Annotated in this window: 28 protein-coding genes; 7 read left to right on the forward strand and 21 right to left on the reverse strand. The window is 61.4% G+C overall.

Translation table 11 applies throughout. The features are described 5' to 3' along the window. Positions 1–169 precede the first annotated feature (169 nt). The 3 genes from V0R37_RS10505 to V0R37_RS10515 all read left to right on the forward strand — a co-directional run bounded on the left by V0R37_RS10505 (position 170) and on the right by V0R37_RS10515 (position 2,366). Positions 170–889, forward strand: coding sequence for a GntR family transcriptional regulator (locus V0R37_RS10505; protein WP_420374451.1), 720 nt, complete (start codon positions 170–172; stop codon positions 887–889). An 89-nt stretch (positions 890–978) separates the two neighbouring features. Continuing rightward, positions 979–1,710 carry a spermine/spermidine synthase domain-containing protein gene (locus V0R37_RS10510; RefSeq protein ID WP_420374452.1) on the forward strand — a complete coding sequence of 244 codons (732 nt, stop codon included), beginning with the start codon at positions 979–981 and terminating at the stop codon, positions 1,708–1,710. A 149-nt stretch (positions 1,711–1,859) separates the two neighbouring features. Beyond that, entirely contained in the window at positions 1,860–2,366 is a 507-nt protein-coding gene (locus tag V0R37_RS10515; protein WP_420374453.1) for a GlcG/HbpS family heme-binding protein, read from the forward strand. A gap of 50 nt (positions 2,367–2,416) precedes the next feature. Here V0R37_RS10515 and V0R37_RS10520 read toward each other — a convergent pair whose 3' ends face one another. The 14 genes from V0R37_RS10520 to V0R37_RS10585 all read right to left on the reverse strand — a co-directional run bounded on the left by V0R37_RS10520 (position 2,417) and on the right by V0R37_RS10585 (position 15,267). Next, entirely contained in the window at positions 2,417–3,397 is a 981-nt protein-coding gene (locus tag V0R37_RS10520) for an MBL fold metallo-hydrolase (protein ID WP_420374454.1), read from the reverse strand. 103 nt (positions 3,398–3,500) lie between these two features. Continuing rightward, positions 3,501–3,947: a DsrE family protein gene (locus V0R37_RS10525; RefSeq protein ID WP_420374455.1), complete on the reverse strand. Its 447-nt coding sequence runs from the start codon at positions 3,945–3,947 to the stop codon at positions 3,501–3,503. Positions 3,948–3,986: 39 nt separating this feature from the next. Then, positions 3,987–5,696 (reverse strand): thiosulfohydrolase SoxB, encoded by a 1,710-nt coding sequence (gene soxB, locus V0R37_RS10530; protein WP_420374715.1) that lies wholly within the window; start codon positions 5,694–5,696, stop codon positions 3,987–3,989. A gap of 90 nt (positions 5,697–5,786) precedes the next feature. Continuing rightward, positions 5,787–6,305 carry a TlpA family protein disulfide reductase gene (locus V0R37_RS10535; RefSeq protein WP_420374456.1) on the reverse strand — a complete coding sequence of 173 codons (519 nt, stop codon included), beginning with the start codon at positions 6,303–6,305 and terminating at the stop codon, positions 5,787–5,789. Between the two features lie 21 nt (positions 6,306–6,326). After that, positions 6,327–6,980, reverse strand: a complete 654-nt coding sequence (gene soxX, locus V0R37_RS10540; protein ID WP_420374457.1) for a sulfur oxidation c-type cytochrome SoxX — start codon at positions 6,978–6,980, stop codon at positions 6,327–6,329. Between the two features lie 12 nt (positions 6,981–6,992). Further along, a complete protein-coding gene (soxA, locus tag V0R37_RS10545) occupies positions 6,993–7,817 on the reverse strand; it encodes a sulfur oxidation c-type cytochrome SoxA (RefSeq protein ID WP_420374458.1) in 825 nt (274 codons plus the stop codon). A 64-nt stretch (positions 7,818–7,881) separates the two neighbouring features. Beyond that, positions 7,882–8,196 carry a thiosulfate oxidation carrier complex protein SoxZ gene (soxZ, locus tag V0R37_RS10550; RefSeq protein WP_420374459.1) on the reverse strand — a complete coding sequence of 105 codons (315 nt, stop codon included), beginning with the start codon at positions 8,194–8,196 and terminating at the stop codon, positions 7,882–7,884. A gap of 54 nt (positions 8,197–8,250) precedes the next feature. Next, on the reverse strand, positions 8,251–8,718 hold the full coding sequence (soxY, locus tag V0R37_RS10555) for a thiosulfate oxidation carrier protein SoxY (RefSeq protein WP_420374460.1): 468 nt from the start codon (positions 8,716–8,718) through the stop codon (positions 8,251–8,253). Between the two features lie 46 nt (positions 8,719–8,764). Further along, positions 8,765–9,907, reverse strand: coding sequence for a c-type cytochrome (locus V0R37_RS10560; protein WP_420374461.1), 1,143 nt, complete (start codon positions 9,905–9,907; stop codon positions 8,765–8,767). After that, on the reverse strand, positions 9,891–11,267 hold the full coding sequence (soxC, locus tag V0R37_RS10565) for a sulfite dehydrogenase (protein ID WP_420374462.1): 1,377 nt from the start codon (positions 11,265–11,267) through the stop codon (positions 9,891–9,893). The genes V0R37_RS10560 and soxC overlap by 17 nt, the downstream gene beginning before the upstream one ends. Positions 11,268–11,382: 115 nt before the next feature. Continuing rightward, entirely contained in the window at positions 11,383–12,651 is a 1,269-nt protein-coding gene (locus V0R37_RS10570; protein ID WP_420374463.1) for an FCSD flavin-binding domain-containing protein, read from the reverse strand. Beyond that, positions 12,648–13,061, reverse strand: coding sequence for a c-type cytochrome (locus V0R37_RS10575; protein ID WP_420374464.1), 414 nt, complete (start codon positions 13,059–13,061; stop codon positions 12,648–12,650). The genes V0R37_RS10570 and V0R37_RS10575 overlap by 4 nt, the downstream gene beginning before the upstream one ends. Next, complete coding sequence (locus tag V0R37_RS10580) at positions 13,051–14,295, reverse strand: MFS transporter (protein WP_420374465.1); 1,245 nt, start codon at positions 14,293–14,295, stop codon at positions 13,051–13,053. The genes V0R37_RS10575 and V0R37_RS10580 overlap by 11 nt, the downstream gene beginning before the upstream one ends. Before the next feature lie 78 nt (positions 14,296–14,373). Continuing rightward, entirely contained in the window at positions 14,374–15,267 is an 894-nt protein-coding gene (locus V0R37_RS10585; RefSeq protein ID WP_420374466.1) for a LysR family transcriptional regulator, read from the reverse strand. A gap of 70 nt (positions 15,268–15,337) precedes the next feature. Between V0R37_RS10585 and V0R37_RS10590 the strand changes: the two genes are divergently transcribed. Next, on the forward strand, positions 15,338–16,435 hold the full coding sequence (locus V0R37_RS10590) for a mandelate racemase/muconate lactonizing enzyme family protein (RefSeq protein ID WP_420374467.1): 1,098 nt from the start codon (positions 15,338–15,340) through the stop codon (positions 16,433–16,435). A gap of 37 nt (positions 16,436–16,472) precedes the next feature. Then, complete coding sequence (locus V0R37_RS10595) at positions 16,473–17,465, forward strand: Bug family tripartite tricarboxylate transporter substrate binding protein (RefSeq protein ID WP_420374468.1); 993 nt, start codon at positions 16,473–16,475, stop codon at positions 17,463–17,465. 46 nt (positions 17,466–17,511) lie between these two features. Here the strand turns inward: V0R37_RS10595 and V0R37_RS10600 are convergent, their stop codons facing one another. From V0R37_RS10600 to V0R37_RS10620, 5 genes are all read right to left on the reverse strand, one after another. Then, positions 17,512–18,489 (reverse strand): Bug family tripartite tricarboxylate transporter substrate binding protein, encoded by a 978-nt coding sequence (locus tag V0R37_RS10600; protein WP_420374469.1) that lies wholly within the window; start codon positions 18,487–18,489, stop codon positions 17,512–17,514. Positions 18,490–18,581: 92 nt separating this feature from the next. Beyond that, complete coding sequence (locus tag V0R37_RS10605; RefSeq protein WP_420374716.1) at positions 18,582–19,007, reverse strand: type II toxin-antitoxin system VapC family toxin; 426 nt, start codon at positions 19,005–19,007, stop codon at positions 18,582–18,584. Then, positions 19,004–19,258 (reverse strand): type II toxin-antitoxin system Phd/YefM family antitoxin, encoded by a 255-nt coding sequence (locus tag V0R37_RS10610; protein WP_420374470.1) that lies wholly within the window; start codon positions 19,256–19,258, stop codon positions 19,004–19,006. Before V0R37_RS10610 ends, V0R37_RS10605 begins: the two co-directional genes overlap by 4 nt. A 98-nt stretch (positions 19,259–19,356) precedes the next feature. Beyond that, complete coding sequence (gene ltnD, locus V0R37_RS10615; RefSeq protein ID WP_420374471.1) at positions 19,357–20,253, reverse strand: L-threonate dehydrogenase; 897 nt, start codon at positions 20,251–20,253, stop codon at positions 19,357–19,359. A 103-nt stretch (positions 20,254–20,356) separates the two neighbouring features. Continuing rightward, the gene (locus V0R37_RS10620; protein ID WP_420374472.1) at positions 20,357–21,265 is read right to left on the reverse strand and encodes a LysR substrate-binding domain-containing protein; all 909 of its coding nucleotides are present in this window, start codon (positions 21,263–21,265) and stop codon (positions 20,357–20,359) included. A 110-nt stretch (positions 21,266–21,375) separates the two neighbouring features. Here V0R37_RS10620 and V0R37_RS10625 point away from each other — a divergent pair, with 110 nt between their 5' ends. Beyond that, the gene (locus V0R37_RS10625; protein ID WP_420374473.1) at positions 21,376–22,653 is read left to right on the forward strand and encodes an amidase; all 1,278 of its coding nucleotides are present in this window, start codon (positions 21,376–21,378) and stop codon (positions 22,651–22,653) included. An 11-nt stretch (positions 22,654–22,664) separates the two neighbouring features. Continuing rightward, positions 22,665–23,660 carry a Bug family tripartite tricarboxylate transporter substrate binding protein gene (locus V0R37_RS10630; protein ID WP_420374474.1) on the forward strand — a complete coding sequence of 332 codons (996 nt, stop codon included), beginning with the start codon at positions 22,665–22,667 and terminating at the stop codon, positions 23,658–23,660. Positions 23,661–23,696: 36 nt separating this feature from the next. On the opposite strand, the gene V0R37_RS10635 is transcribed toward V0R37_RS10630, so the two are convergent. Together V0R37_RS10635 and V0R37_RS10640 are read right to left on the reverse strand one after the other, a co-directional pair. Next, a complete protein-coding gene (locus tag V0R37_RS10635; RefSeq protein WP_420374475.1) occupies positions 23,697–23,861 on the reverse strand; it encodes a hypothetical protein in 165 nt (54 codons plus the stop codon). 13 nt (positions 23,862–23,874) lie between these two features. Further along, complete coding sequence (locus V0R37_RS10640) at positions 23,875–24,957, reverse strand: YeeE/YedE thiosulfate transporter family protein (protein WP_420374476.1); 1,083 nt, start codon at positions 24,955–24,957, stop codon at positions 23,875–23,877. Between the last annotated feature and the right edge of the window lie 8 nt (positions 24,958–24,965).

Here is a 24,965-nt window from a genome sequence, read left to right on the forward strand (position 1 = left end):
CGGATAAAGCAAAACCAGGAATCGGTCCATGCTGTTTAGCAGGAAATACCTACAAAAACCTGACTAAACTTGAGCTATGTCGTCTTCCAATGTACGATCAGATCGGAAATCATATCGGCAACTCTACAGTGCGAGTATGCCCGCGTCAAGCAATTAAAGGAGTGGAGTTATGTCCAGCGAGATAAAGGCAGACCGCTTTGCCCGAGCCGCGGAGCCCGATAAACGATTAAGTATTGCCCGTCGAACTTCCCTGGGTGATGAGGTCTATGAAACGCTGTTGGCGCAACTCGTTGCCTTGCGGATTCCGCCGAATGCGCGGATTTCGGTAGACGCGCTGGTGCGCGAACTTGGCGTTTCGCAGACGCCGATCCGTGCGGCGCTTATACGGCTTGAGAACGAGGGCTTGGTCGTCAAGACCCATAACGTTGGCTATAGCGCCGCCCCGCTGCCTTCGCAGGAAAAATTCGAGCAAATCTATGATTTGCGCCTGTTGCTTGAACCTTATGCGGCCGAGCAGGCTTGTCGGAAGCTGAACAATGCGGCGCGCGCCGAGCTGGCTGAATTGGCGCTTGCCATGACCGAGCCCGAACCCAATGATGCCGAGCGTGCTTATGGAAAGTTTGCACTGCATGACGCCAAATTCCACGCACTGATAGCAACGCAAAGCGGCAACCTGCTGGTGGCCGAGGCCTTGGCGCGTTCCTATGCGCACTCGCATTTGTTTCGCCTGCGCTACCATGCCGCGGCCACAGAAGGCGCTGTCGAGGAACACGCAAAGATTATCAGTGCGATGGCGGCAGCCGACTCCGCCGGCGCTCGCGCCGCCATGGAGGAGCACATCGTACGTTCGCGTGCGCGCTGGCGCCCGTACTTTCTTGAAATGATCTGACTGCATGGAACATGGAAGGTATGCACGCATCGTGATACGTCGACTTCTGGGCGCTGCGATAATGCCATACCCTCTTCACTGATAAAACCATGCTGAACATCCTGGAAAGCGACGGCGTGCGCACGCTGCACTTCGGTTCATCCGCCGTGCAGGGCGCCATGCGCACCGACCGGCCCAACGACATTGAACTGGAATACGTCCAGCAAATGATGATGTGGCTGCTGTTTCGCGGCGATGCCGCGCACATTGTGCAGCTTGGCCTGGGCGCGGCGGCTCTGACCAAGTTTTGCTACCACCGCCTGGCTCCGGCCGCGGTCGCCGCCGTGGAGCTTGACGCCGGCGTCATCGATGTGTGCCGCAGTCACTTTGCGCTGCCGCCCGACGATGACCGCTTGAGCGTATTGAACATGGACGCCCTGGATTACGTGACGGACTTTTCCCGCCGCCGTTCCATCGACGTGCTGCAGGTCGATCTGTACGACGCGCAAGCGAAAGGCCCCCTGCTGAGCAATGATGCTTTTTATGCCGCCTGCGCCAACTGCTTGACCGCCAACGGCATGATGACCGTGAACCTGTATTGCGACTGGCCGGATCACCTGAACCATCTTCAGATGATAGAGAAGTCCTTCGAAGCGGTGGCCTGGCTGCCTGAAGTGCACGACGGCAACATGGTGGCGATTGCATTCAAGCGGTCGCCCTCGGTGGATTTTGACGATCTTTATGTACGCGCCAAGGAAATACACGCGACGCTGGGCCTTCCGGCGGAAACCTGGGTCGCCGGCCTGCATAGCTGGATGAGCCACGACACTGAATCGTCTTGACGATGGCCGCAGGCCTGGCGCATCGGGGCGGACTCATTCGCTGCCTGCCGATATCGCGCCACTTCCTTACATGCCTATAGTAATATTAGCTAATACCAAAAAGTAATTTAGAATTAGCTCAACGCGGGCGACATCAGGAGAGGAGCGTAATGAAGAGACAACACCGCTACATGGCCGCATTGGGCATGGCTTGTTTGGCCTGGGGCAGCGTCCAGGCGGCGGAAGCCACCTACACCAGTTCCAACCTGACCACCGAGACCGCCCTGGCCGCGGCGCAAGCGGCCCTTGCCTCTTGCCGTGAAGGCGGATACCAGGTGGCTGTCAGCGTTACCGATCGATCGGGGGTGCCTATCGTCGTGCTGCGTGACCGCTATGCGGGCCCGCATACGCCGGACACCGCCACACGCAAGGCCTATACCTCGGCCAGTTTCCGCATGTCGTCGGCCGACTTGGCGGAAGCCACCCAAGCGGGGAAGGCAACGTCCGGCATCCGCCATCTGGATCAGATTCTGGCATTGGGCGGCGGCTTGCCGATCGAAACCGCCGGCTCAATGGTGGGCGCCATAGGCATATCGGGCGCGCCCGGAGGCGACGCCGATGAAGCCTGCGCCCGCGCCGGCATCGAAGCCATTCAGGCGGACCTGGACTTTCAGTAGGTAGCTCCGCCTTGCGGCCGCATCGTCGCTGAAGGCCGTGGCGATGCGCGCTACGGCTTGCCTTCCAGGCTTTCCCGCTCCATGACCAGGTATTGTCCATAGGCGTTGATGCGGTTGGCGTCGCCAAACGCGGGATAGGATTCGAACCGGCTCCAGTCCGTGGCGGCATAGGCTTCTTCGAACCCCACCATATCCTCGACGGCGGCGCCCATTTCCTGGCGCAGGTATTCCAGGTACCTGCGCGTCAGCGCCATGTCTTCCTGGGTATTGGTTGACGATGCGCCATGGCCCGGAATGACGATCTTGGGCTTCACGTCCAGCATGCTGTCCAAGGCGGCAAGCCAGGCCTTGCTGTCGGCATCACCCACAAACGGGATGCGGCCTGTGAAATACAGGTCGCCGGCGAACAGGACTTGATCCTGGTCCACATACATCATGATGTCGTCATCGGAATGCGCGCCGCTGACATCGATAAGCTGGAAGCGCATGCCGCCCAGGGTGAACGGAATGATCTTGCCGTCGGTGAACTCCAGCCAGCGGTCCGCCGGCAGCACCCTGGTGTTGTCGTCCACCCAGGGGGCCAGGTCGGCGCGGCGCTGTTCCAGGCGCTCTTGCGCAATATCGGAATTCAGGTAGCCCCGGCCCTTGGTGTGCGCCCAGATCTCCGCCCCCGCCTTCTGGAAGGCCTGCAGGCCGTAGATGTGATCGGCATGGTAGTGGCTGACGATCACCCGCTTGACCGGCTGATCGGTGATCTTGGCAATCGCGGCCAGCATGGCTTGGCCCAGCGCCGGTGTGCCCAGGGTGTCGAACGCGACGACACCGTCGCCGGTGACGACAAAGCCGGCATTGGACATAAAGCCTTTGTTCGCCGCGCTTGCCATGCCGGACTCGCCGCCGAAGTAATACACATGGGGACTGACCTGTATCGGCTTAAGCTCGATCACCGGTTCGGCCGCCGTGGCAGCGGCGGACCCCAGCGCCAGGCAGGCGATCAGGGCGGCAAAGCCTCTTTGCAGGATATGCGCCATGTGATGCTTCCTTCTGGTGGCGGTATAGGGGCTGGCGATGTCTCGATGCCGGGGCCTCGGCACGGCGCAAAGCGCCCAAGACAGGCTTGGGCGCTTTATCCGCCTAAGGCTTGATATAGGCATAGCCTTCTTTGTTCTGCAGCTCTGTAATGCGCACCACGCCGGACGGCACGAATTCCGCCTCCATCACAAAATCGTCGTTGGTCTGGTTCTTGCGCTTCATGGTGATCTGGCAAACTTCGAACCGCACGCCGCGCGCCGCCAATCCCGAGATCAGCGGACCGACCGTGGCGGCGTCCTGGTAGTCGGTTTCAAGAAACTCGATGCCATCCGCGTGCGCGACCGCAACGATCTTGGTTTTGGGATCGGTGTCCAGTTGATTGCGCATATTGCGCAACGCGGCCAAGGCCTGCCCCGCGGAATCGTTGATGTGATAGATGACCTTGGCCGGTTCGCCGCCGGCCGCGGCCGGCCCCTGGGCCAATACTGGAAGCACGGCGCCGGACAGGGAAAGCCCCAGGGCAAACGTAAGCGTGGCAAATCTATTCATGGCGTATCTCCTGAAAAATGAACGGTATCCAACAAGGCCTTACACAAGGCCCTGGTTTCCATCCACCCCTTTGATTCGGGGTTCGTTCAACTGTATCTTGCTGATGGTTTTCTTGTCGCGCAGGTGGCGGGACACGACATCCCACACCGGTTCGCCTTTCGCACCTTCGGCAACCGGCGCCCATCCCGCGACCTTGTAGGTCTTGTCCGCCTCGATCGGCTTGCCGTCGAGCATCATGTCGCTGATGCGGTGCCCGGCCTCTTTGAGCGGATCGATGGTGTATTGCATGCCGCCCACGCGCACCATGTCTCCCCCCTGCTGGTAATAAGGATCGGGATTGAAGAGATTGTCGGCCACATCTTCAAGAATCACCTTCAGCTGGCTGCCCGGAAGATCGCTGAGCGTTGTATAGGGATAGGTGATTGCCGTCTGGTCCATCAGGTGCTCCATCGTGATGTCCGAACCGGGCAGCAGGCTGGTGCCCCAGCGGAAGCCGGGCGAAAACGCGATCTGGGCTTCCTTCTGGGTGATGAGCGCATCAAGGATCAACTGATCGAATGTACCGTTGAAATTGCCCCGGCGATACAGCATGTCGTCGGTGGTCGCCAGCGTTTCCGCCAGCTTCTCGGCGAAGGGCGAGCGGATCTTCTCGATAAGCGCGGCCATGTCGGGGTCGGCATCCAGGAAGTTGGCGAACACCGGCATCAGCTTGTAGCGGAAATCGGCCACCTTGCCGTCCCTGACATCGAAGTCCAGCACACCCAGGAATTTTCCATTGCTTCCCGCGTTGGTCACCAGGGTCTTGCCGCCGCTGTTTTCCACGATCACGGGCGCGGGCATGCCGTCGTGCGTATGTCCGCCCAGGATGGCGTCCAGGCCGCGCACCCGTGATGCCAGTTTCAGGTCCACATCCATGCCGTTATGCGAGAGCAGCACCACGGCCTTGGCGCCCTTGCCGCGCACTTCGTCTATTACGCCCTGAAGCTGGCTTTCCTGTATGCCGAATGTCCAGTCCGGCACCAGATATCCCGGATTGGCGATGGGGGTGTAGGGAAATGCCTGGCCTATGATGGCCACTTGCACGCCATTCATTTCGCGCATGGAGTAAGGCGGGAAGACGGGATCGCCAAAATCGGACGTCTGGACATTCTGCGCAATGAATTCGACCTTGTCCTTGAGATCGTTGGCGATGATTTCTTCGACGCGCTCGGATCCCAGCGTGAATTCCCAGTGCGCGGTCATGATATCCACGCCCAGCGCCAGGCAGGCGTCCACCATGTCCTGGCCCTTGGTCCACAAGGCCGTGGCCGATCCTTGCCAGGTGTCTCCGCCATCGAGCAGCAGCGCGCCCGGCCGGCCGGCCTTCAACCGTTTGACCAAGGTCGCCATGTGCGCGAACCCGCCGACTTTTCCGTACTGGCGCGCGGCGTTCTCGAAGTCCAGGCAGGTAAAGGCATAGGCCTGCGCCGTGTCCGGCTTCAGGCCGTAGTGCGACAGAAAGTGTTCGCCCACAAGATGGGGCGGCCGGTTCAGTGCCGAGCCCAAGCCGATGTTGACGCTGGGTTCGCGAAAGTAAATGGGCTGCAGCTGCGCATGGCAATCCGTGAAGTGCAGAAAATGCACATTGCCGAAGCGCGGCAAGTCATAGAAGGCGGCGGCAGCCTGTTCGGCGGCGCGGGCGGAATGCGAAAACGTCATCCCTCCGGCCGCGGCAATGCCCAGCACTTGTAGGAACTCGCGGCGACTGATCATATAAACGGCTTCCTGCTGATTGAAGATAAAAAATTGGCCCCTGGTCCATCCGGTTGCGCATGCAGCCGCCGGACCGAGAGGCCGTGATTACTTGGCGCTGCCGGGCGCCGGGGCGTACTTGATAAGATCCAGCACGTCTTCCTCGAACATCTCGCCCGGTATTCTTTCGGCGACCTTGCCATCGGCCTTGATGACAAGAATGTAGGGAATGACCTTTCTTTTGCCCAGCACCTGACGCAAGGCCGGGGTTTCCATGGCGACGGGGAAGGTGTAGCCATGCTTGCGCAGATAGGCGGCGGCGTCCGCGTCGTTCCGGTCTATGCTGACCGCGAGCACTTCCAGGCCCTTATCGCGCGCCTGTTCCCACAGTTTCTGCAGATAAGGATTCTGGCGGCTGCAATAGGGGCACCACGATGCCCAATATTCGACGATGACGGGTTTGCCATTGAAGTATCCCTGCGGCAATACCCTGCCATCCAGCAGGCGGATTTCGGGAAGCGCCACAAGATCGCCGACCGCGACGTCGGAGTGCGCCGGCGCCGCAACGGCGATGCTGGCTGCCAGTCCGAACCCCGCCAGCACCGTGGCGAATCTTGAGCTCCACATGATCCGTTTCCTTATGCCTGGCTATTGCGCGACGCCGTCCTTGTTCACCGGCGATTCCGGGTCGAACAACAGCGCCATGACGTCCTTCAACTGGGCTTCAGTCAGAATCCCGGCGGCGCCAAAGCGCGGCATGATGGAACATGCCGCATAGGCGTGGGAGTTGTAGACCTTGTTCCAGGTGTACTTCATGATCGCTTCGGTGGTCCCGCGCTGCTTGCCGTAATGCAGCAGTGAAGGCCCGATGTTGCCGAAGGAGATCTCGGCCTTGGTCATCTGGTGGCAGGCATAGCAGTTGCCGCCGTTGGCGGCGCCGGCCTTGTCGCTCAATTGCATGCCGCGTCCGCTCTGCGCCACTTTCTCGCCCGCTTTCCAGTCGCCCAGGTACTTGCCGTCGGCCGGATACTTGACCGAGGCCAGCGCCTCTTTGGTGATTGCGGAGGCTTCTTCCTTGGTCAGGGGCTTGCCCGTCATATCCGCCTGCGAGCAGGCTTTCTGCATGGCCGACTGCTCCAGCCTGTCCATCTTGGCAATGCCCTTGGGCTCGAACGAAGCCTGGAGCACAGCCTGCACGTCTTGCGGGCTGGTGCCGGTTACCGGTTGGTCCGCCTGCGCGGCGGCAGCGGTCAATAGCAGCCCGGCCAGGACGGCGAGCGGCGCGATTGTCGATTTTTTCATGAGCTTCTCCGCTTACCGTTTGAGACCAGGCGCAGCCATCTCGCCACCGTTTGCATTGACCGCCAGGAATACCGTTAGATCGACGGAGGCCTGCGAGCCATACTTCAGGTAGGGCATGCGCTGCTGCCGGAAACAGTCATTGAGCCGCCATTGCATGGAGCGCAATGCGCCTTGCGAGACCCGATAGGCCGGCCACGAGGTATAAGCGGCGCGGGCCGAATCGGTCTTGGTCAGGTTGGGCAGTTCTTGCAAGCGGATGCGCTGCTTGTCCACGCTATGGCAGGAGGCGCAGGCAAAGTCATAGGGGCCGCCGCGAAAGAAGAAAATCTGCTTGCCGCGCTCGAACGCGGCCTTCTCCTGGGGATGGCTCTGCGGCACCGCCAGCGGTGTGCCGCGCGACTGGCCGACAACGTATCCCACCAGCGCTTCCATGTCGGTCGAATAATCACCCCTGCCCGAGAACGGTTTCTTGGTGATTTCTTTCTGGTCCATGCCTTGCAGGTTGACCATGCAGTACACAAGGCGGGATTCCAGGTCCATGACGCGCCCGGCATCCTCGAAATAGCGCGGCAGCTGCGCGTAGGCATTCTTGACCACGCCGGGACCTTGCCCCAGATCGCACTGCTCGAGCGATGCGCTCTTGGGTCCGCGTTTTTCGGCCCACAGTTCTTCGCCCGTCATCTCGATCAGTTCGGCCGGATTGCCGCCCTCACCCAGCATCTCGCGATATTGCTCGATGCCGGCCGATGTGCTTTCCTGCGCGGTAGCTGGCTGGACCGCCAGCACGGCGCCGGCGGCAAGCACTAGCGCCGCGGCGCTGCTCAGTTTTTTCTTCATGTCTCCCACCTCTCTGTTGGATGCGTACAGCCTTGTCGCTCTCTTCTTTTACGCAGCAGCGAACCTAGCGAATCTCTGTCGTGTCGGTACGGCTTTCACCCTTGTTGTCCTTCCAGGTGATCGCCACCTTGTCGCCCTTGTTGCCGCCCTTGAACTTGAAGGAAAGGAAGGGATCGCGCGATACCGCCGGGCCCCACTGGGCCGACAGCACGGTCTTGTCGTTGCATTTGGCTTCGACCAGGTCGATGAAGTGGGCCGGAACGACATTGCCGGAGCTGTCCTTGCGCTGGCCGGTTTCCATGATGTGACTCATCAACGCCTTGACTTCGGTGACGCCGTCTTTCTGTACAGCGCGGATGCGCATTGGTCTGCTTGCCATGATTTTTCCTCGTATATCGTTGATTCAGTATGGTGGACCGCAAGGCGGGGGGTATCAGCCGCCGCAGCCGCCCAGCGTTACCTTGATTTCCTTGTGCACGGTGTAGAACTTGCCGTCGGCCTTGACCAGGGCATAGACGTCGGACGTTCCGCCCATCTTGATGCGCGTCGCCACTTCGGGCAGCGTGCCGTCGGCCATATCGAAATGAGCGGCCAGCGCGTTCGGGTTCTTGGGCACCAGGATCGAGATCTGCGTGGTGTTGGGCAGGTCGCTGTTCACGCCCACCGGCACCACGGCGCCGTTCTCGGCGATATCGGGCGCGACCAATGTGATCTTGTCGCTCTGGGCGGCCTGGTCGCCGCCGAAGGCCTTGATCACCTCATCCACTTTGGTGGCGGTAAAGGCCGCCTTGTTCCATTCCTGCTGCACGGCCCACGCCTGCTCCGGACGCAAAATCCCAGCGGTGACCGCAAGGCTGAGCACCGTGCCCAGCTTGAGCACATTTCTACGCTGCTTGTTCATTTCCTGCTCCTCTGTTGAATCGGGTATGTTTGTTGAACGCTTATGTTTACTGACCCGCGGCGGCGAGTATCGACTCGACCATGGTCTTGGCATCTTTGTCGGATAAGGCCGGATGGGGCGGCATCGGAATCGCTCCCCATGCGCCGGCGCCCCCCTTTTGCACCTTGGCGATCAGCTTGTCGACGGCGCCGTCCTGTCCCTTGTATTTGGCGGCGATGTCCACAAACGAAGGGCCAAGCACTTTTTTGTCTTTGGCGTGGCAGGCCATGCAGCCGCTGCCGTTCAAAAGGGCCATGGCTTGCTGCGACACATCGGCCGCATCTTCCTTGCCGCCTTCCTTGCCGCCATCCGGAGCATTGGCGGCAGGCGCCGCCGCCAAGGTGGCGCGGGCGTGCTCGCGTATTTTTTCCAGGTTGCCATCCACCGGACCGGACAAGGCCGGCGCCTGCGTATTGACGCCGCGCACAGGGCCCACGATCCGCATTTGGGCAGCCAGGTCGCCATGCGCATCCCGCGCATGAGGCGGAAGCGTCGACGATGGCTTGCCGGTGGTGACGCAGTCATTCATGCAGGCGACATTGCTTGTGTCCGGCTTGCCGTCGACCTTCCATAAGCCGTCCCAGAATTTCATGCCTTTGCGATTGGGCATTTTGTCCTGGACCTGTGCGATGTTCTCGTCCGACAAGGTAAAGTCGGACGGAACGATTTCCGCCAGGTTGAGCAGGTAGGCCAGCACGGCATAGACTTCGTCGGGTTGCAGCGACTTGGGGTTGTCCCAGGGCATAGCGCGGTGAATGTAGTCCCACAGCGTGGAGACCGTGGACACCTTCATGAGAGTCGTGCGCGATGGTTGCCCGCCCGCCGTCAATCCCGCCACACGGCCGTTCTTGATATCCTCCGCCGTCGTGCCGCCCACCAGCGGCGTGAATACCGAATTGCTTTCGCCGAAGGAGCCGTGGCAGGACGCACAGGTGGCATCCCAGATATCCGCCCCCTGGTCGACCGTGCCGCTGCCTTTGGGTATTCCCTTGAAGTCCGGCCGCACGTCGATATCCCAGGCCTTCAGTTCGGCCTCGCTCGCGGGCCGGCCAATGTCGTACTTTGTCCTGGCGCTCTCGGCAAACGCGGTGGTGCAGAACGCGGCGCCCAGCGCGCATGCCAGCAAGGCGCGCTTAGTCCATCTGAACATTGAAGACCTCCCCGCTTTGGGCGATTTGCCAGGACTGGATTGCATTGTTGTGATAAGTGGAACGCGTGCCGCGCACTTCCCGCAGTTGGCGGTAACGCGGTTGAACGAAGCCTGTGCTGTCGATGGCACGGCTTTGCAGGATGACGGGCGAGCCGTCCCACACCCAATCGATATTGAACCGGGTAAGGCACTTGTCCAGCACCGGCGTTTCCAGCCGGGCGGCCTTCCAGCTTTTACCGCCATCGAAGGACACATCGACTTGCTTGATCTTGCCGCGTCCGGACCACGCCAGCCCGCTGACGTTATAGAAGCCCTTGCCCATCAAGGCCTGGCCGCCCGAAGGCGAAGTGATCACCGATTTGCATTCCTGGATCGATGTGTATTGGCGATGGATGCCGTCGGGCATCATGTCAACGTAATGAGAAGTCTCGTCCTTGGAGTTCCAGGGTTTGTCGCCGACTTCGATGCGGCGCAGCCATTTCACCCAGGACACGCCCTGCACGCCGGGCACCACCAGCCGTAGCGGATAGCCATTCTCCGGGCGCAGCATTTCGCCATTCATGCCCCAGGCCACCAGTACATCGTCCAGCGCGGCATCCATGGAGATGGTCCGCGTCATGCTGGATCCGTCGTTGCCCTCGGCCAGGACAAAGCGCGCATTCTTGATATCCGCGCCGCAGTCGTCCAGCAGCACCTTGAGCGGCACGCCGGTGAACTCGCAACAGGACAGCATGCCGTGGGTGTACTGCACCGTCGGCACGGCGGCGTTTCCCCATTCCATGCCGGTATTGGCGCCGCACTCGATAAAGTGGATTTTCGACACAGCCGGCAGGCGCATCAAGTCGTCCATGGTGTAGACCTTGGCCTCTTTGACCATGCCGTTGACCATGAGCCGATGTTCTTCGGGGTTCACATCGACCCAGCCTTGGTGGTGGCGCTCGAAGTGCAGGCCCGAAGGGGTAATGATGCCGAAAAAGCCTTGCAGCGGCGCGAATGCCACCGAGGCCTGAGGCGTCTGTGTCAGCCCCGGCGACTGCCGGCGCTGCAGATTGGCTTCGAAGGGCGAAGGCTGGCCGTATGGCTTGGATGCCACGGGATGGCCCAGCTTGGTGCTCCATGGACGCGGCTCAAGAATCATGGGATCGCCGGCCGCCTGCTTGGCCGCCTGCGCCAGCGACGGTCCCGCCGCCAATGCCGCCGCGGCCGCCATAAAGCTGTTCTTCAGAAAGCCGCGTCGATTCTCGCTCATGCCGCCGGCGCTGATTTCGTTCGCCAATGCGGGCGGCACGAAATTCTCGGGCGCTTTTTTCAGGCGACCAATGGGCACTGATCGCTGCTCCCTGCTACCACTCACACTCATTCTCCCGGGTTGATCCTAGGGAATTGAATATAAGCCAATAGCTAATAGTTATAAACCAGGGAAATTCCCCCCTCCTTTATTCTTGACAAACATCAAATCCGCAGGGACATTTCCCTTAGATCAGCATGTCCGCCCATATGGCGTGCGCCCAGTCCATGGCCATCCGGCCCTCTCGCGCCGTCGCGCTTTCCGAGACGCCGCCGGCGCCCGTGACGGGCAGCATGGTGCGTTCTTCCGGGCTATAGCGGTGGACGCTGGCCACATGCATGGCATCTTCCGACCCCACGAAGCTGTAGCAGGTGCTGGAATAGATGGGGACCGGGTTCACGTCCTGGCCCAGCAGCAAGGCAGCCACCGCCGCCGCGCATGTCTTGCCGTGCTGGTTGGCCATATGGCCCGACTTGGGCATGACCGGTGCGATCTGGACAGCATCGCCCAGCACATGGATGCGTTCGTCGACAATGGAAGAAAACGTCAGGAAATCGACCTCGCACCAGCGGTCGTTGGCTGTGGTCAATCCGGCGTCTTTGGCGATATTGCCGGCCCGCATGGGAGGCAGCACGTTGACCACGTCGCCCTGCTCCTGCTCGCCCAATTCAAAGATGACGCTGCGGCTGGCGGCATCCACATCCACCGCCTTGAAAGCGGGGTTGTACTCGATCATGCCGGGGTAGCGATCGTCCCACGCCTGGCGAAACTGCTCGGCTTCGGAGGTGATGCCCGCGTTGGCATCGAAAATATGCACTTTGGCGCGAGGCTTGTGCCGCTGGAAATAAGCGGCCACCAGGCATGCCCGCTCGTAAGGAGCCGGCGGGCAACGATAGGGAGCCTCGGGAATGGCAAGGATGTAGCGGCCGCCATCGGGCATGGCCTCGAGCTGCTGCCTTAGCAAGAGCGTCTGCGGGCCCGCTTTCCAGGCATGCGGCATAAGGTTGCGCGCGCTTTCCGTCTTCAGGCCCGGAATGTGATCCCACATGAAGTCTATTCCGGGCGCCAGTATCAGCCTGTCCCAGGATAAGGGCTGGCCGCGTTTGAGCAGCAGCTTGCGCTGCCCGGCCTCGATGCCGACGGCCTCGTCCCGCACATGGTTTACGCCGTAGTTCGCCAGCCCGCCATAGCTGCGTGAAATGTCCGCCATGGACAGCCTGCCTTCAAGCACCAGATTGGACATGGGAGCGGAAACGAACTCGGCTTTCGGTTCGACCAGTGTTACGCGTATGCGCCCGGCACCGAACAAGTGCAGGTACTTTGCCGCTGTCGCGCCGCCAAAGCCGCCTCCGACCACGACCACATGCGGCTGGCCGGCGCTTCCGGCCCTTGCCAGCATCGGATAGGACACCGCCGCCAGTCCCGCCAGAGACTTGATGAAGGAACGGCGCCTCATGGCTGGCCCGCCTTGCCGCGGGGCAGGCTTTCGTACCATTGGCCGATACGCCGCAGCACCGCTTCGTCGTAGCCTCGGGCAATCTGGCCCTTCAGGGCTCCGGGCCGCTCGCCGCTGGCATACGCCAGCATGGCCTTGACAATGTCGTCCGCCGGCATGCCGGCCAGCGTCGGGATCCCTTGCACCGCGGAGCGGTCGACGCCATGGCAGGTCGCGCAGGAATAGGCCCAGGCCTTGGCCTGGATGTCGCCCGCCGCGAAGACTGACGCTTCGGGACCGGCCCGGCCATTGACAGTCTCGGGCTCCATGCCTTGCGCGGCAAAGGCCGGTCCTGAACACAAGAACAGGCAAGCCAACATGGCCGTCAATGGCGCCGGCCGCCTGCTTCCTGACGCCGCCTTACTTGCCATGATCCTGCATCGCGGGAACCCGCCGCATGTTCACTGCAGCCATGCTCAGCGCCAGCACTGCCAGGACGAGCGGGGCGAACGAAACCCAAAGCACCATGTTCCAGTCATAGGCGGCCAGCAATCCGCCCGATGCAAAGGAGCCCACAGCCATCGTGCCAAAAACGATGAAGTCGTTGAATGACTGAACCCGCGTTTTTTCTTCGGGGCGATGGCATTCCAGCACCAGCGCCGAGGCGCCAATGAAGCCGAAATTCCAGCCGATGCCAAGCAGGATCAGGGTCAGCCAGAAATGCGCGACATCGATGCCGGTCAAGCCCACAGCGGTGGCCAGGCCCGTAAGCAATAGCCCGGCCGACACGACCCGTCCGGCGCCAAAGCGAGTGATGAGCCGGCCCGTGAAGAAGCTTGGCGCATACATCGCGATCACGTGCCATTGCAGCCCAAGATTGGAGCTTTCCTGCGAATGGCCGCACAGCTGCATCGCGAGCGGCGCCGCCGTCATCAGGAAATTCATGAGCATGTACGAGACCGCGCCGCAGATCATCGCCGTGATGAACAGAGGCTGGCGGACGATGAGTCCCAACGGCCTTCCCCCCGCGATCTCGGCCGCGGTGGGCTTGGGCAGCTTCACCCCCAGCAGCACGATGGCGGATAGCGCGGCGACGACAGCTTGCGCGATAAAGGTGGCCGCGAACATATGCGCCGGCCACAGGTACATGGTGTAGTTGACCAACTGCGGCCCCACGACACCCGCCACCACGCCCCCGCCCATCACGAACGACAACGCGCGAGCCCGCTTGGCCGGACTGACGCCATCGGCCGCGGCAAAACGGAAGGAGAGCACGACGGCCGCGTAGGCCCCGCCGAAGAAGGTCGCCAGGCAGAACAGCCAGAACGATCCGATCATGACCGCAAGCGCCGCCAGCAAGCCGACCAGGACGCCGCAGCCGGCCCCCGCCAGAAAAGCCATGCGGCGGCCATACCGCCGCGCGATCGCGCCGGCGGGAAGTATGCAGGCGGCCATGCCCACCACGAAAATGGAAATCGGCAAGGTCGCCAGCGTTTTGTCCGGCGCAAGCGTGTGGCCGATGATGGCGCCCGTGGCGTAGACGACCACCGAGTTCGCCCCTGCCAATGCCTGGGCTACCGTAAGACGCGCGATATTGCCGCGCTGCTCTCGTTCAGACAATGCGGGAAGCTCTATATGTTCGTGCGGCGTTGCGGCGTCTGACAAGATATACCTCGGTTGGAATAAGCTTATGGTCTATAGTTATATTAACTTAGCCGCCGCCTTGGCGTCCGCAGGCATTGATCAAACAACGCTAGCCGCTTCAGCAACCAAACTGGATCGCAGCGTTTCAGCGGGCTGGCTCAATGTCCGCTCATGCGACCACACCAATCCAAGGCCGATTTCAGGCACCGCCAACAGATGACGGGCAACCAGTCCCTGGCGCTGCGCGTAGCGGGCGCCCAGCGTCTCCACGATGGCGATGCCCAGCCCCTGTGCCGCCAGCGCGCAAGCGGCCGAAGACTGGCCCACTTCCATGATGGGCTGATAAGGAAGCCGAGCCGCTTCCATGGCCTGCCGCGTGACGCGCCCTGCCGGTAATGTGGTCGCCAATACGATGGGGCCTGCATGGGCAAGGTCTTTCAGATTCAGTTTTTTCCTGTCAGCCCACGGATGCGTGGAATGCATCACGGCGTACAAGCTCATGGGAGCCAGCGCATGGCTGGCCACCCTGTCTTTCTCGACCAGGGTCCCCACGATGATGCCCAGATCTATGCGCTGATCGACCGCCATCTCGATGATCTCAAGCGCTGTGCCAGCCCGAACCGTTACGGCAATGCCCGGATGCTCGCGGCGCACCACGGCCAGCGCTGGCGGTAATATGCTGGACGCCGCAATGGCCACCGCGCCTATCACCAGCCGGCTCACTGAACCCTGCCGGATATCGCCCGCCAGCTTGTCCACGGCCTCCATTCCCGCCAAGGCGTTCAAGGCGTCGGGAATCAGGGCGCGACCCTGGCTGGTCAGTTGCAGGCGGCGGTTCTGGCGGCTGAACAATGCAAAGCCCAGGCGGGTTTCCATCGTGCGCAGCAATGCGCTTGCGGCCGGTTGCGTCATGTGTATGGATGCCGCGGCGGCGGTCACGGTCCCGCATTGATACATCGCGCGCAGCAAGCTCAGCTCACGTCTGCTTAGCATGTGATTTTTCTTATGAAATCATTCAATCTATCTATTTGACCACATACATTCCCGCCTCGACAATGCGTGGATGAACCATGACATCATCCGCTCGGTGGCCTGCATCCCGATGCGCCTGCCCTTTCACCATTGGACCGACCCGCCGCTGTTCGCGGGACGGCCGCGCACGACTCTGGACAGCGCCCTGGTTCGCCTGGAAACGCGGGACGGGACGGTGGCGTGGGGCGAATCGTATTGCGTGGAGCCTCGCGCGCTTGAAGCCATATTCAAGACCTTGATAGAGCCGCTGGCCAGGGACAAGTCCGCTTCCGATCCGGCGCTGCTGCCATCGATGCAGCGGACACTGCACAATCTGGGCCGCTCGGGCCCGGTGGTGCATGCCCTGGCCGGCCTGGACATCGCTTTGTGGGACCTGCGCGCCAAGCGCTCGGGGGTTCCGCTTTACGAGCTGCTGGGCGGCAAGCGCCGCGAACGTGTCCGCGCCTATGCATCGCTGTTGCAATACTACGAAGATGCCCGTCTTCTGGACTCCGTGACGACTCAGGCCTTGCAGGAGGGCTATACCGAAATCAAGCTGCATGAGCGCAGCAGCGCGGCGCTTTCGGCGGCACGGGGCGCGGCCGGCGCAGGGATTCCCATCATGGTCGACACGAATTGCGCATGGCTGCCCGATGAAGCCCCGGAAGCCATTGCGGCCATGCGCGAACATGATCCGTTCTGGATCGAAGAGCCCTTGTGGCCGCCGGAGGACGCTGGAGCGCTGGCACGATTGCAGCAATCCTGCGGCGTCCCCTTGGCCGTGGGCGAGAACGCCAGCAGCGCGCATGCCTTGATGGACCTGGTTGACAAGGAATCGGTGCGCTATGTGCAGCCCAGCGTCATCAAGCTTGGACTCACCGCAGCACAGGACATTGCGCGGCGGTGTCATGGAACATCCGTGGTCTGCGCGCCGCAAGTCGCTTTTTTCGGCCCGGGCTATCTTGCCAGCCTGCATCTGATCGCCGCGCAGCGGCAGGACGTCTCGCTGGAACGGCTTTACGTGCATCTTGCGCATACGCCTTACCAGCATACCGTGCCGATAGAGCATGGATGGATACACGTTCCGGATACGCCGGGACTGGGCGCCGATCCCGAGCCCGAATTGGCCAACGGCCGCTATGCCGCTTAGAACCGACAAGCACCCATAAAAGGTGAAGGAGACACACATGAAAACTGGACGCCGCTCGTTTGTAATTGGCACTGCCGCCCTGATGCTGGGCACCGCCGCAAGCCCCTGGGCATCCTCCGCACATGCCGCCGGCTATCCCGACAAGCCTGTGCACCTGATGGTTCCCTATCCTCCCGGCGGGGCGACCGACAACCTGGGGCGCCTGGCCGCCGACGTATGGTCCAAGGCGCTCAAGCAATCGTTCGTCGTGGAAAACAAGGGCGGCGGAGGCACGATGATAGGCACGCGAGCTTTGGCAACGTCGGCGCCCGACGGCTATACGCTGGGCATGGTGGATTCGGCCTTCGTCATCAACCCCGGACTGCGCGGCACCGAGGTTCCCTACGACACCCTGAAAGACTTCAAGCCCATTTCGCAGATCGCCACCGCGCCCTTCGTCATGGTGGTTCACCCTTCCGTTGCCGCCAAAGACCTGAAGTCATTCATTGAGCTGGCCAAGGCCAAGCCCGGCATGCTGTCCTATGGCTCGGCGGGCGTCGGCAGCGGTCCGCACCTGGCCGGCGAGCAATTGCGCCAGAGTGCCGGCATCGACATTCAGCATATCCCTTACCGCGGCGGCGGCACGGTCATCACCGATCTTCTGGGCGGACAAGTGCAGTTCGCCTTCGCCACGGTTCCCACCTTGGCCGGGCACATCAAGGCCGGGCGCCTGCGCGCCATCGCCGTCACCACCAGCCAGCGCGTGGACTTGCTGCCCGACGTTCCGACCTTTGCCGAACTGGGCCTGCCGGGCGTCGACCTGACACCGCTGTTTGGGCTGATAGCGCCGGCCGGCGTCCCGGACGACATCATCCAGACACTGTCCACCACCATCGCAACATCGATACGATCCGGCGAGATGCGCGAAAAGCTGACTCAAATGGGCTTTATTCCCGTGGGCAGCACACCCGCCGAATTCCAGCGCCGCATTCAGGATGAAGTCGGCAAATGGACAGAGGTGATCAAGCGCGGCGGAGTGGTTGCGCGGTAGGCGCAACGTACGCCGCCGCGCTTGCTGGCTTGCCGGTAGCCGGCTGTCACTGCTGCTTCAAGTTCGCAACCTTTTCGACCAACTGCCGGTTGGACGCCAGCTCGTCCCGTATGTCTTGGGCAAACTGCTGCGGGGTGCTGGTGGCGGGGATATTGTTGCTGTCCACCAGCAACTTCTGGATTTCAGGCGTGGCCACAACCTGGTTGAGTTCCGTATTGAGCTTTGCGACGATGGCTGCCGGCGTTGCGCCCGGCGCAAAGAAACCGAACACCGACATTTTGTTGGCGGCGGCATAACCCAGTTCGTTGAAGGTGGGTACCTTGGGTAGCGAGGCGATGCGCGCGGGCGCGGCGATCGCCAGCGGCACAAAGGTGCCTTCGGCCACATGCGTCGTCAGCGCGGGGCTCATGTTGGTGGAGATCAGTTCAAACTGTCCGCCCAGGGCATCGGTCAATTGCTGGCCGGCTCCCTTGTAGGGAACGTGCGTGACTTCTATCTTGCCGGCCTGCTGCATCTGCTCCAGCATCAAGTGCCCCAGCGAGCCTTGCCCCGAGGTCGCCCAGCGCAAGGATCCGGGCGACGCCTTGGACAAGGAAATCAGATCGGCGACATCCTTTCCCTTAAAGGCTTTGATGCCCAGCAGCACCACCGGAGAAACCATCACGCTGCCGATGGGGGCGATATCGCTTTGTGGATCGTAAGGCGTTTTGCGGATGGCCGGGGACAGGACCAAGGGACTGACGGACGAGAATCCGATGGTGTAGCCGTCGGGCGTCGCCCTTGCCACTTCGTTCATCCCTATCGTGCCGCCCGCCCCGCCCTTGTTCTCGACAACGAACGAGACACCCAGGCGTTCGCCCAGCTTTTCCGAGATGGCGCGCGTGACGGCATCGCTGACGCCGCCCGGAGGATAGGCAACAATGACGCGTACGGCTTTCTCGGGCCAGGCGGCCGCAAGGGCGGTCGCGGAAGCGGCGGCCAGGATGACTGCGGCCAGCGCGCGCGGGAATAGTCTGGGAAACATGGGATGTGTCCTTAAGAGGTGATGGGTGCGGCAAAGACGAAAATTGTACTTCGGCGGCGCTATGTACAGCGCACAAGCGGAGCGTTTGGCCTCTAGCGCACGTCCCATGGATTAAGAATAGCCACGCCGGTTGATTGAAAATCATCCACGTTTCTCGTGACCAGGGTCATGCCATGAACGAGGGCGGTTGCCGCAATCAGGCTATCCATGGCCGGGCCTGGGTCGGGAACATGAAGCGTTGCACAACGCTGGGCAATTGCTGTGTCAACCGGCAGGACGCGACCGGCGAATGCAGGCAAAACATGGTTCTCCAGCCAAGTCCGGAAGATAGCGCCTTGTGCAGAGTCGCGACGCTCGAGCAATAACACGCCCAGTTCCAGTTCCTGCACGGTGATGGCCGATAAGTAGAGATCCGCGGCATCCACGCTGTCGGCCCATTGAGCCACATTTTTATCGGCTCGGCCAAGGCGAACCTTGCGCAATTCAGAGACCACATTGGTGTCAAGAAGGAACATCAGGAAAAGTCCGCCGGCCTGGCAAGGTCGCGCGAGCGAGGCGTCTCAAAATCAGCATCGGCGACCCCCGGCATTGCCAGCAAATCAGCGATCTTCTTGTGACTTCCGGTAATGCGCTGGTAAAGCTCGATGCTCATGAGAACATGAGCCGGCCGGCCTCGGTCTGTAATGAACACCGGTCCATCATTTGCGGCGCGTTTTGCCTCGCTCGCCCCCTGATTGAACTCGCGGCTTGATATTGTGGTGATGGACATGGAACCTCCATAAACCGATGGTATGTACATATGTTACTACAATTCTGCCTGGCTTGGTACTCATGGCATCACCAAAAATCCGGAGGAGCGAATAATTTTTACTTCACCGCCGATCCAGGCAAATCAATGCCCGGAAAGACCTTGATGACGGCCGAGTCGTCTTCCTTGCCGTGTCCGGCGGCGGACGCCATCATGAACATCTGATGCGCCGTCGCGGACAGGGGCAAGGGGAACTTGCTTCCCCTTGCGGTATCCAGCACCAACCCCAGGTCCTTGACGAAGATATCGACGGCCGACAAGGGCGTGTAGTCGCCGTCCAGAATATGCGGCACGCGGTTTTCGAACATCCAGGAATTGCCGGCGCTGTGGGTAATGACTTCGTACAAGGCGGCGGGGTCGACGCCCTCGCGCATGCCCAGGGCCATGGCTTCCGCGGCGGCGGCTATATGCACGCCGGCCAGCAGTTGATTGATGATCTTCACCTTGGAGCCGGTGCCATATTGATCGCCCAACCGATAGACGTTCTTTGCCATGGCAGCCAGCACATCTTCCACTTTGGCGTAGGCTTCGGGCACCCCAGAGGTCATCATGCTTAATTCGCCCGATGCCGCGCGAGCCGCTCCGCCCGAGATCGGCGAATCAAGCATCAGGACTTGCCGTTCCGCCAAGCGCTGGGCAAGGCTTGCGGCAAAACCGGGGGCAACGGTGGCGCAGGCCAATACCACGCTACCCGGCTTCAGGCCGGCGCAGGCACCGTTGGCACCGAACAAGACCTCTTCGGTCTGTTCCGCATTGACGACGACAATGACCAGTACATCGCAATGCTGCGCCAACTGCGCAGGCGTGTCGCATGCGATGCCGTTCTCAGCGGCAAGCTGCTCCAGCGCCGATGCCCTGACGTCATAGCCATGAACCTTGAAGCCGCCGCGCAGCAGGCTGCGAGCCATGCCGAACCCCATTGCACCGAGACCGATTACGCCAACATTCCGAGACATAGAGCACCTGTTTCCTGTAAGAGTAGAACGAAAAACGGATATAAAGCACTACAGTTGCCATGACCTTGCGGGCGACCTGCCCCGCGGCAGGCTTTGCCGTCCTTTAACCTCGACTTCGCCTGGCCAGCAAAGCCGCCACCAGATTGTGGATGGCAGGGTTTGTCGCATCCTGTGAAACAGCCACGACGACTTGCGCGCGCGGCAGGTTCATGGCGCTGATGGGGCGGCATGTCAGGGCCGCGGTATGCGCTTGGGCCATGGATGCGGGGGCAATAGCCACGCCCACGCCCGCCTCCACCAGCGTCAGTATGGACGGCAGCCGGCTTTTCTGCACGATATTCGGCCTTATGTTCGCCTGGGCGAATAACCCTTCCACCATCTCGGCAAAGTACGGAGACACCGACCCGTCATAGCCGATCAAGGGATGGCGCGCAATGTCCTCCAGTCTTACGCTCTTTCCCGCAAAGATGCTTTCCGTCCTTGATACCAGCACGATGGGCTCTTCGTAGACCAGCGTCGTCCGGATCTTGTCGCTCTGGACGATGGGGCGCATAAGCGCCGCATCCAGTTGCCGTGCCAGCAGCGCGGCCGTCATGTCGACCGAATCCATTTCGCGAAGATCCAATTCTATGGTGGGGTGGTTACGCCGGAAGGAATGCAGCGACTCCACCAGGGGCGAGTGCGCCGCGCTGGGTGTGATGCCGATGGACAGTGAACCGGCATCGCCCCGTGCCACTTGGCGAGTCGCCCTGAGCATGTGCTCAAGGTCCGCGCATATCCGCCGCGCCTGTTCGTACATCACCGCGCCGGCGGGCGTCAGGCTTACAACCCGGGTCGAACGCAGGAACAGCGGGGTGCCCACCCATTCTTCCAGTTGCTTGATCTGCCGGCTAAGCGGCGGTTGGCTGGTCGACAGCCGCTCCGCCGCCCTGCCGAAGTGCAGTTCCTCGGCCACTACGCAGAAGGCGAACAGGCTACGCCCGTCGAATTTTATTATTTCCGATTTAGTCATTAATTCAGGCAAAAATGGTATTGGACGCGCATCAATGTGCACTTTACCATTTGCGCTTCGATGGAACCAAGAATTTGTTGAACTCCCACAAAGGGATAAGAAGAGTCGTTATGAAAGTTGAGCGGGACCTTGAGTTATTGGCCGGGTACTTTCCTGGCAGGGAAGAGCTTTCCAAAAGCGCGCCCGACACCGCCCTGCGCATCAGCATGGATGCCATAGAACGAAGGGAAGCGGATGTGCGGGCCTGGGCGGGACTGCGATCCCGGCAAGACCTTGAAGCCGACGTGGCGGACGCCGCGGCGCAAGCGCTTCGGGCGCTGCCTTTTGGCGTGAAGGACGTGATCGACCTTCGCGGGCTGCCTACGCAATGCGGCGCTGCGGGGGACATCAAACAAGCGGCGCCGTACGACGCGGCCTGCGTTGAACAGTTGCGCTGCGCGGGCGGGATTCCCATTGGTAAAACCGTGACGGCGGAGTATGCCTTCCGCCAACCTGGACCGACGCGCAACCCATGGAACCTTGACCATACGCCGGGAGGCTCTTCCAGCGGTTCAGCGGCGGCGGTGGCCGCAGGCATGGTGCCGCTGGCGCTCAGTACGCAAACCGGCGGCTCCATCATCCGCCCCGCGTCGTATTGCGGGGTCGTCGGGTTCAAGCCGTCCTTCGGGCTGGTCAGCCGCGACGGCCTGAAATTGACCAGCGAATCCCTGGACACCATAGGCTGGCATGCCGCGTCGGTGGACTATGCCCGCGCGGCCGCCCAGGCGCTGCTGCCGCATGGCCCCGGCAAAAAAGGCGGCGATCCGCGCCAACTTAAGGTCGCCATCACATTGCATGGCGCGGAGCTGCCGCCCGATGCACAGGCGGTCGCTTCAATACAGCATTTGCGGCAGCTGCTCGAGCGCGAGGGAGCCCATTGCGAGGACGTTGCGATGGGCAAGGAACTTGACCTTCTGGCGCAGGCGCATGCGGCAATCATGCGATACGAATTCGCCCGCAACCTTGCCCCCGTACTGCGCCATGACCGACAGGTATTGAGCCCTTCCCTGCTGAGCAACGTAGCGGAAGGATTTGCGGTTCCGGACAGCTTGTATCTTGAAATGCGCGCCGTCCAGCGCGAACTCAGAAGCGCTTGGCATCAATTATCAAACGGCGCGGATCTCATCCTGACGCCTAGCGCTTCCGGCACCGCGCCGGCCGGCCATGCCCACACCGGCACGCCGTCATTCAACAAAATGTGGTCCGTGCTGGGCTGGCCATGCCTGCATCTTCCGGTAAGGCTGGCCGCCGACGGATTGCCCATGGGCGTACAGATGATTGCCGATTGGCATGACGATTTCAGGCTGCTCGAATTGGCCGCAACGATAGAAAGCAAGTTAAAACCCTAAAGGAGACTGCAGTGATCAAGACCCGAAAAATTCTAGGCAAGACCGTAGCCATCGCGCTGGCAGGCGCCGGCTTTTTCATGACGGCAAGCGCGGCCGCCGATGCCGTATCCGATTATCCGACGCGACCCATCACGGTAACGACCCCGACGGCCGCCGGCGGCGGCACCGATATCGTTGCGCGCATTGTGTCGGAAAAAATGTCGGCGCTGCTTGGCCAGCCCATCGTGATCAGCAACAAACCGGGCGCGGGCGGCGTGATCGGCAATCAGGCCATGCTGCGCGAAAAGAATGACGGGTACAGCCTGTTCATCACGGCCAACAGCAACCAGTTGATCGTTCCGTGGGTCTTCAAGAACGCCAACTTCGACCCAATCAAGGACTACGCGCCTATCGCCGCTTTGGGGGTGGTTCCTTACGTGCTGGCGGTTTATCCCGATTTTCCCGCGAAGAACCTGGATGAATTCCTGGCGCTGATCAAGAAGAACCCGGGCCAGTATCAGTACGCATCGGCGGGAGCCGGTACATTGAACCACCTTATTCCAGAGATGCTTACCCACACGATAGGCACCCGCATGGAGCACATACCTTACCGCGGCGTGGCGCCGGCCATGGCCGACGTATTGAGCGGCCGGGTCCCCATTATTTTCGGCAGCCTGTCTTCGGTGCTGGAGAACATCAAGGCGGGCAAGCTACGCGCCTTGGGTGTGTCCAGCGCTCAGCGCACCGGAGTCCTGCCCGATGTGCCCGCGATCAGCGAGAAAATCCCCGGCTTCCGAAGTGAAATGTGGGTGGCCCTTTATGCCCCCGCGGGCACACCCGGGCCCGTCATCGATAAACTGCACAAAACAGCGCAAGCCGCCTTGTCCGACCCCAAGACCAAAGAACTCTTCCAGGGCTTGGGCATGTCCGTCATGACCGAAGGCCCGGAGGAGCTTGCGAAAATGCAGGAGGCCGAATACCAGCAATGGAAGGAAACGGTCGAGGTGGCCGGAGCGAGTGTGAACTAGTACGCGGGCTTGCGCGGCGCCTCCGACCCGAAGCGATCAGAACGTGGACGCGCAATGCCCCCCAGACGGAGCCTGCCCCGAACCCGCCGCGATCAGCGGCGGTTCCATGTGCACGTTGACCGGATCGGAAGCCGCCCAATCCCATGCAAAAAACCCAAGCAGCGCAATCCAGAACGCGATCAATACTATCGGACGTTTCATATCGCCTCCGACCTCAGAACTGAAAATGGCGACGCAGGCGCACGCCGATCAGTGAACCCATGAATGCCATGGGCACCCAGATCCAGCCATGAAGGCTGCCGGTCGAAATACCGCTGACCATGGCCCCTATGTTGCAGCCAAAGGCCAGGCGCGAGCTGTAGCCCAATAAGAACCCCGCGACAATCCCGACCAGCCATTGAGTACCGGTCAGCGGAGCCGAAGGCTTGGACGACGACTTGCGTGCGGCGATGTACAGGGCTCCCGCCAGGATGCCGATATTCGTGATGGACGTCACATCCATGAACACCGATTGCGACAGGTTCGCCATGTTCACCGGTTGGCTCCAGAACGGATTGGAGGCGGGATCGAAAATGCCGGCCGCCGTCGCGATTTTGCCGAACCATAACCCAAAGCCATATACAACGCCCCAGGGCTGACCCGCAATCACCAGATTCAACACAGCCAGCACCGCCAGCAGGATCGCGCCGATAAACAGCTTGCGATCAAACCAGCGAGCCGATTTGCCGGACCAGAGCACAGCCGCCGCGGCGAAGACGGCCAATCCGGCCAGCGTCAGCAAAAAGGCATCAAGCGGTCCATATTGGGCAACCAGCCCCACCGGCTTGACCGCCCCCAACTGCAGCCACTGCTCAAGCTGCACCGAACCCATGAAGCTGCCAAACGCGAAAACGGGCAAAATCGCCATGTTCAATGGCACGCCCATCCCCGCCTTGTACAAGGTTCCGGAGCCGCAGCCGTCCGCAATCTGCATGCAGGCGCCGAAAACGAAGGCGCCCACAAGAAGGCTGATGCTTGGAGGTCCAAGGGCGGCGCCCAGGTCGGTGGGAAACGCGGCCAGCAAAGGCATGGACACCGCGGCGGCGAGAGCCAGCAGGAACAGTTGCGCCAGCACACCGCTGGGATCGCGCTGTTCGATAAGGCGGCGCCAACCGGTCGTAAACCCGAAGCGGGCTCCCGCCAGCACGCTGCCCATGCCTATGCCTACAAGAAACAAAGCCGCCTGGCGCACGGATACGAACCAGACCAGGAATACAAAAAATGCGGCCATCACGGCCGCAATAGGGAGACGTTTCATATGACTGC

This window comes from Pollutimonas rozaliensis, from assembly GCF_048751585.1.
Taxonomy (GTDB): domain Bacteria; phylum Pseudomonadota; class Gammaproteobacteria; order Burkholderiales; family Burkholderiaceae_B.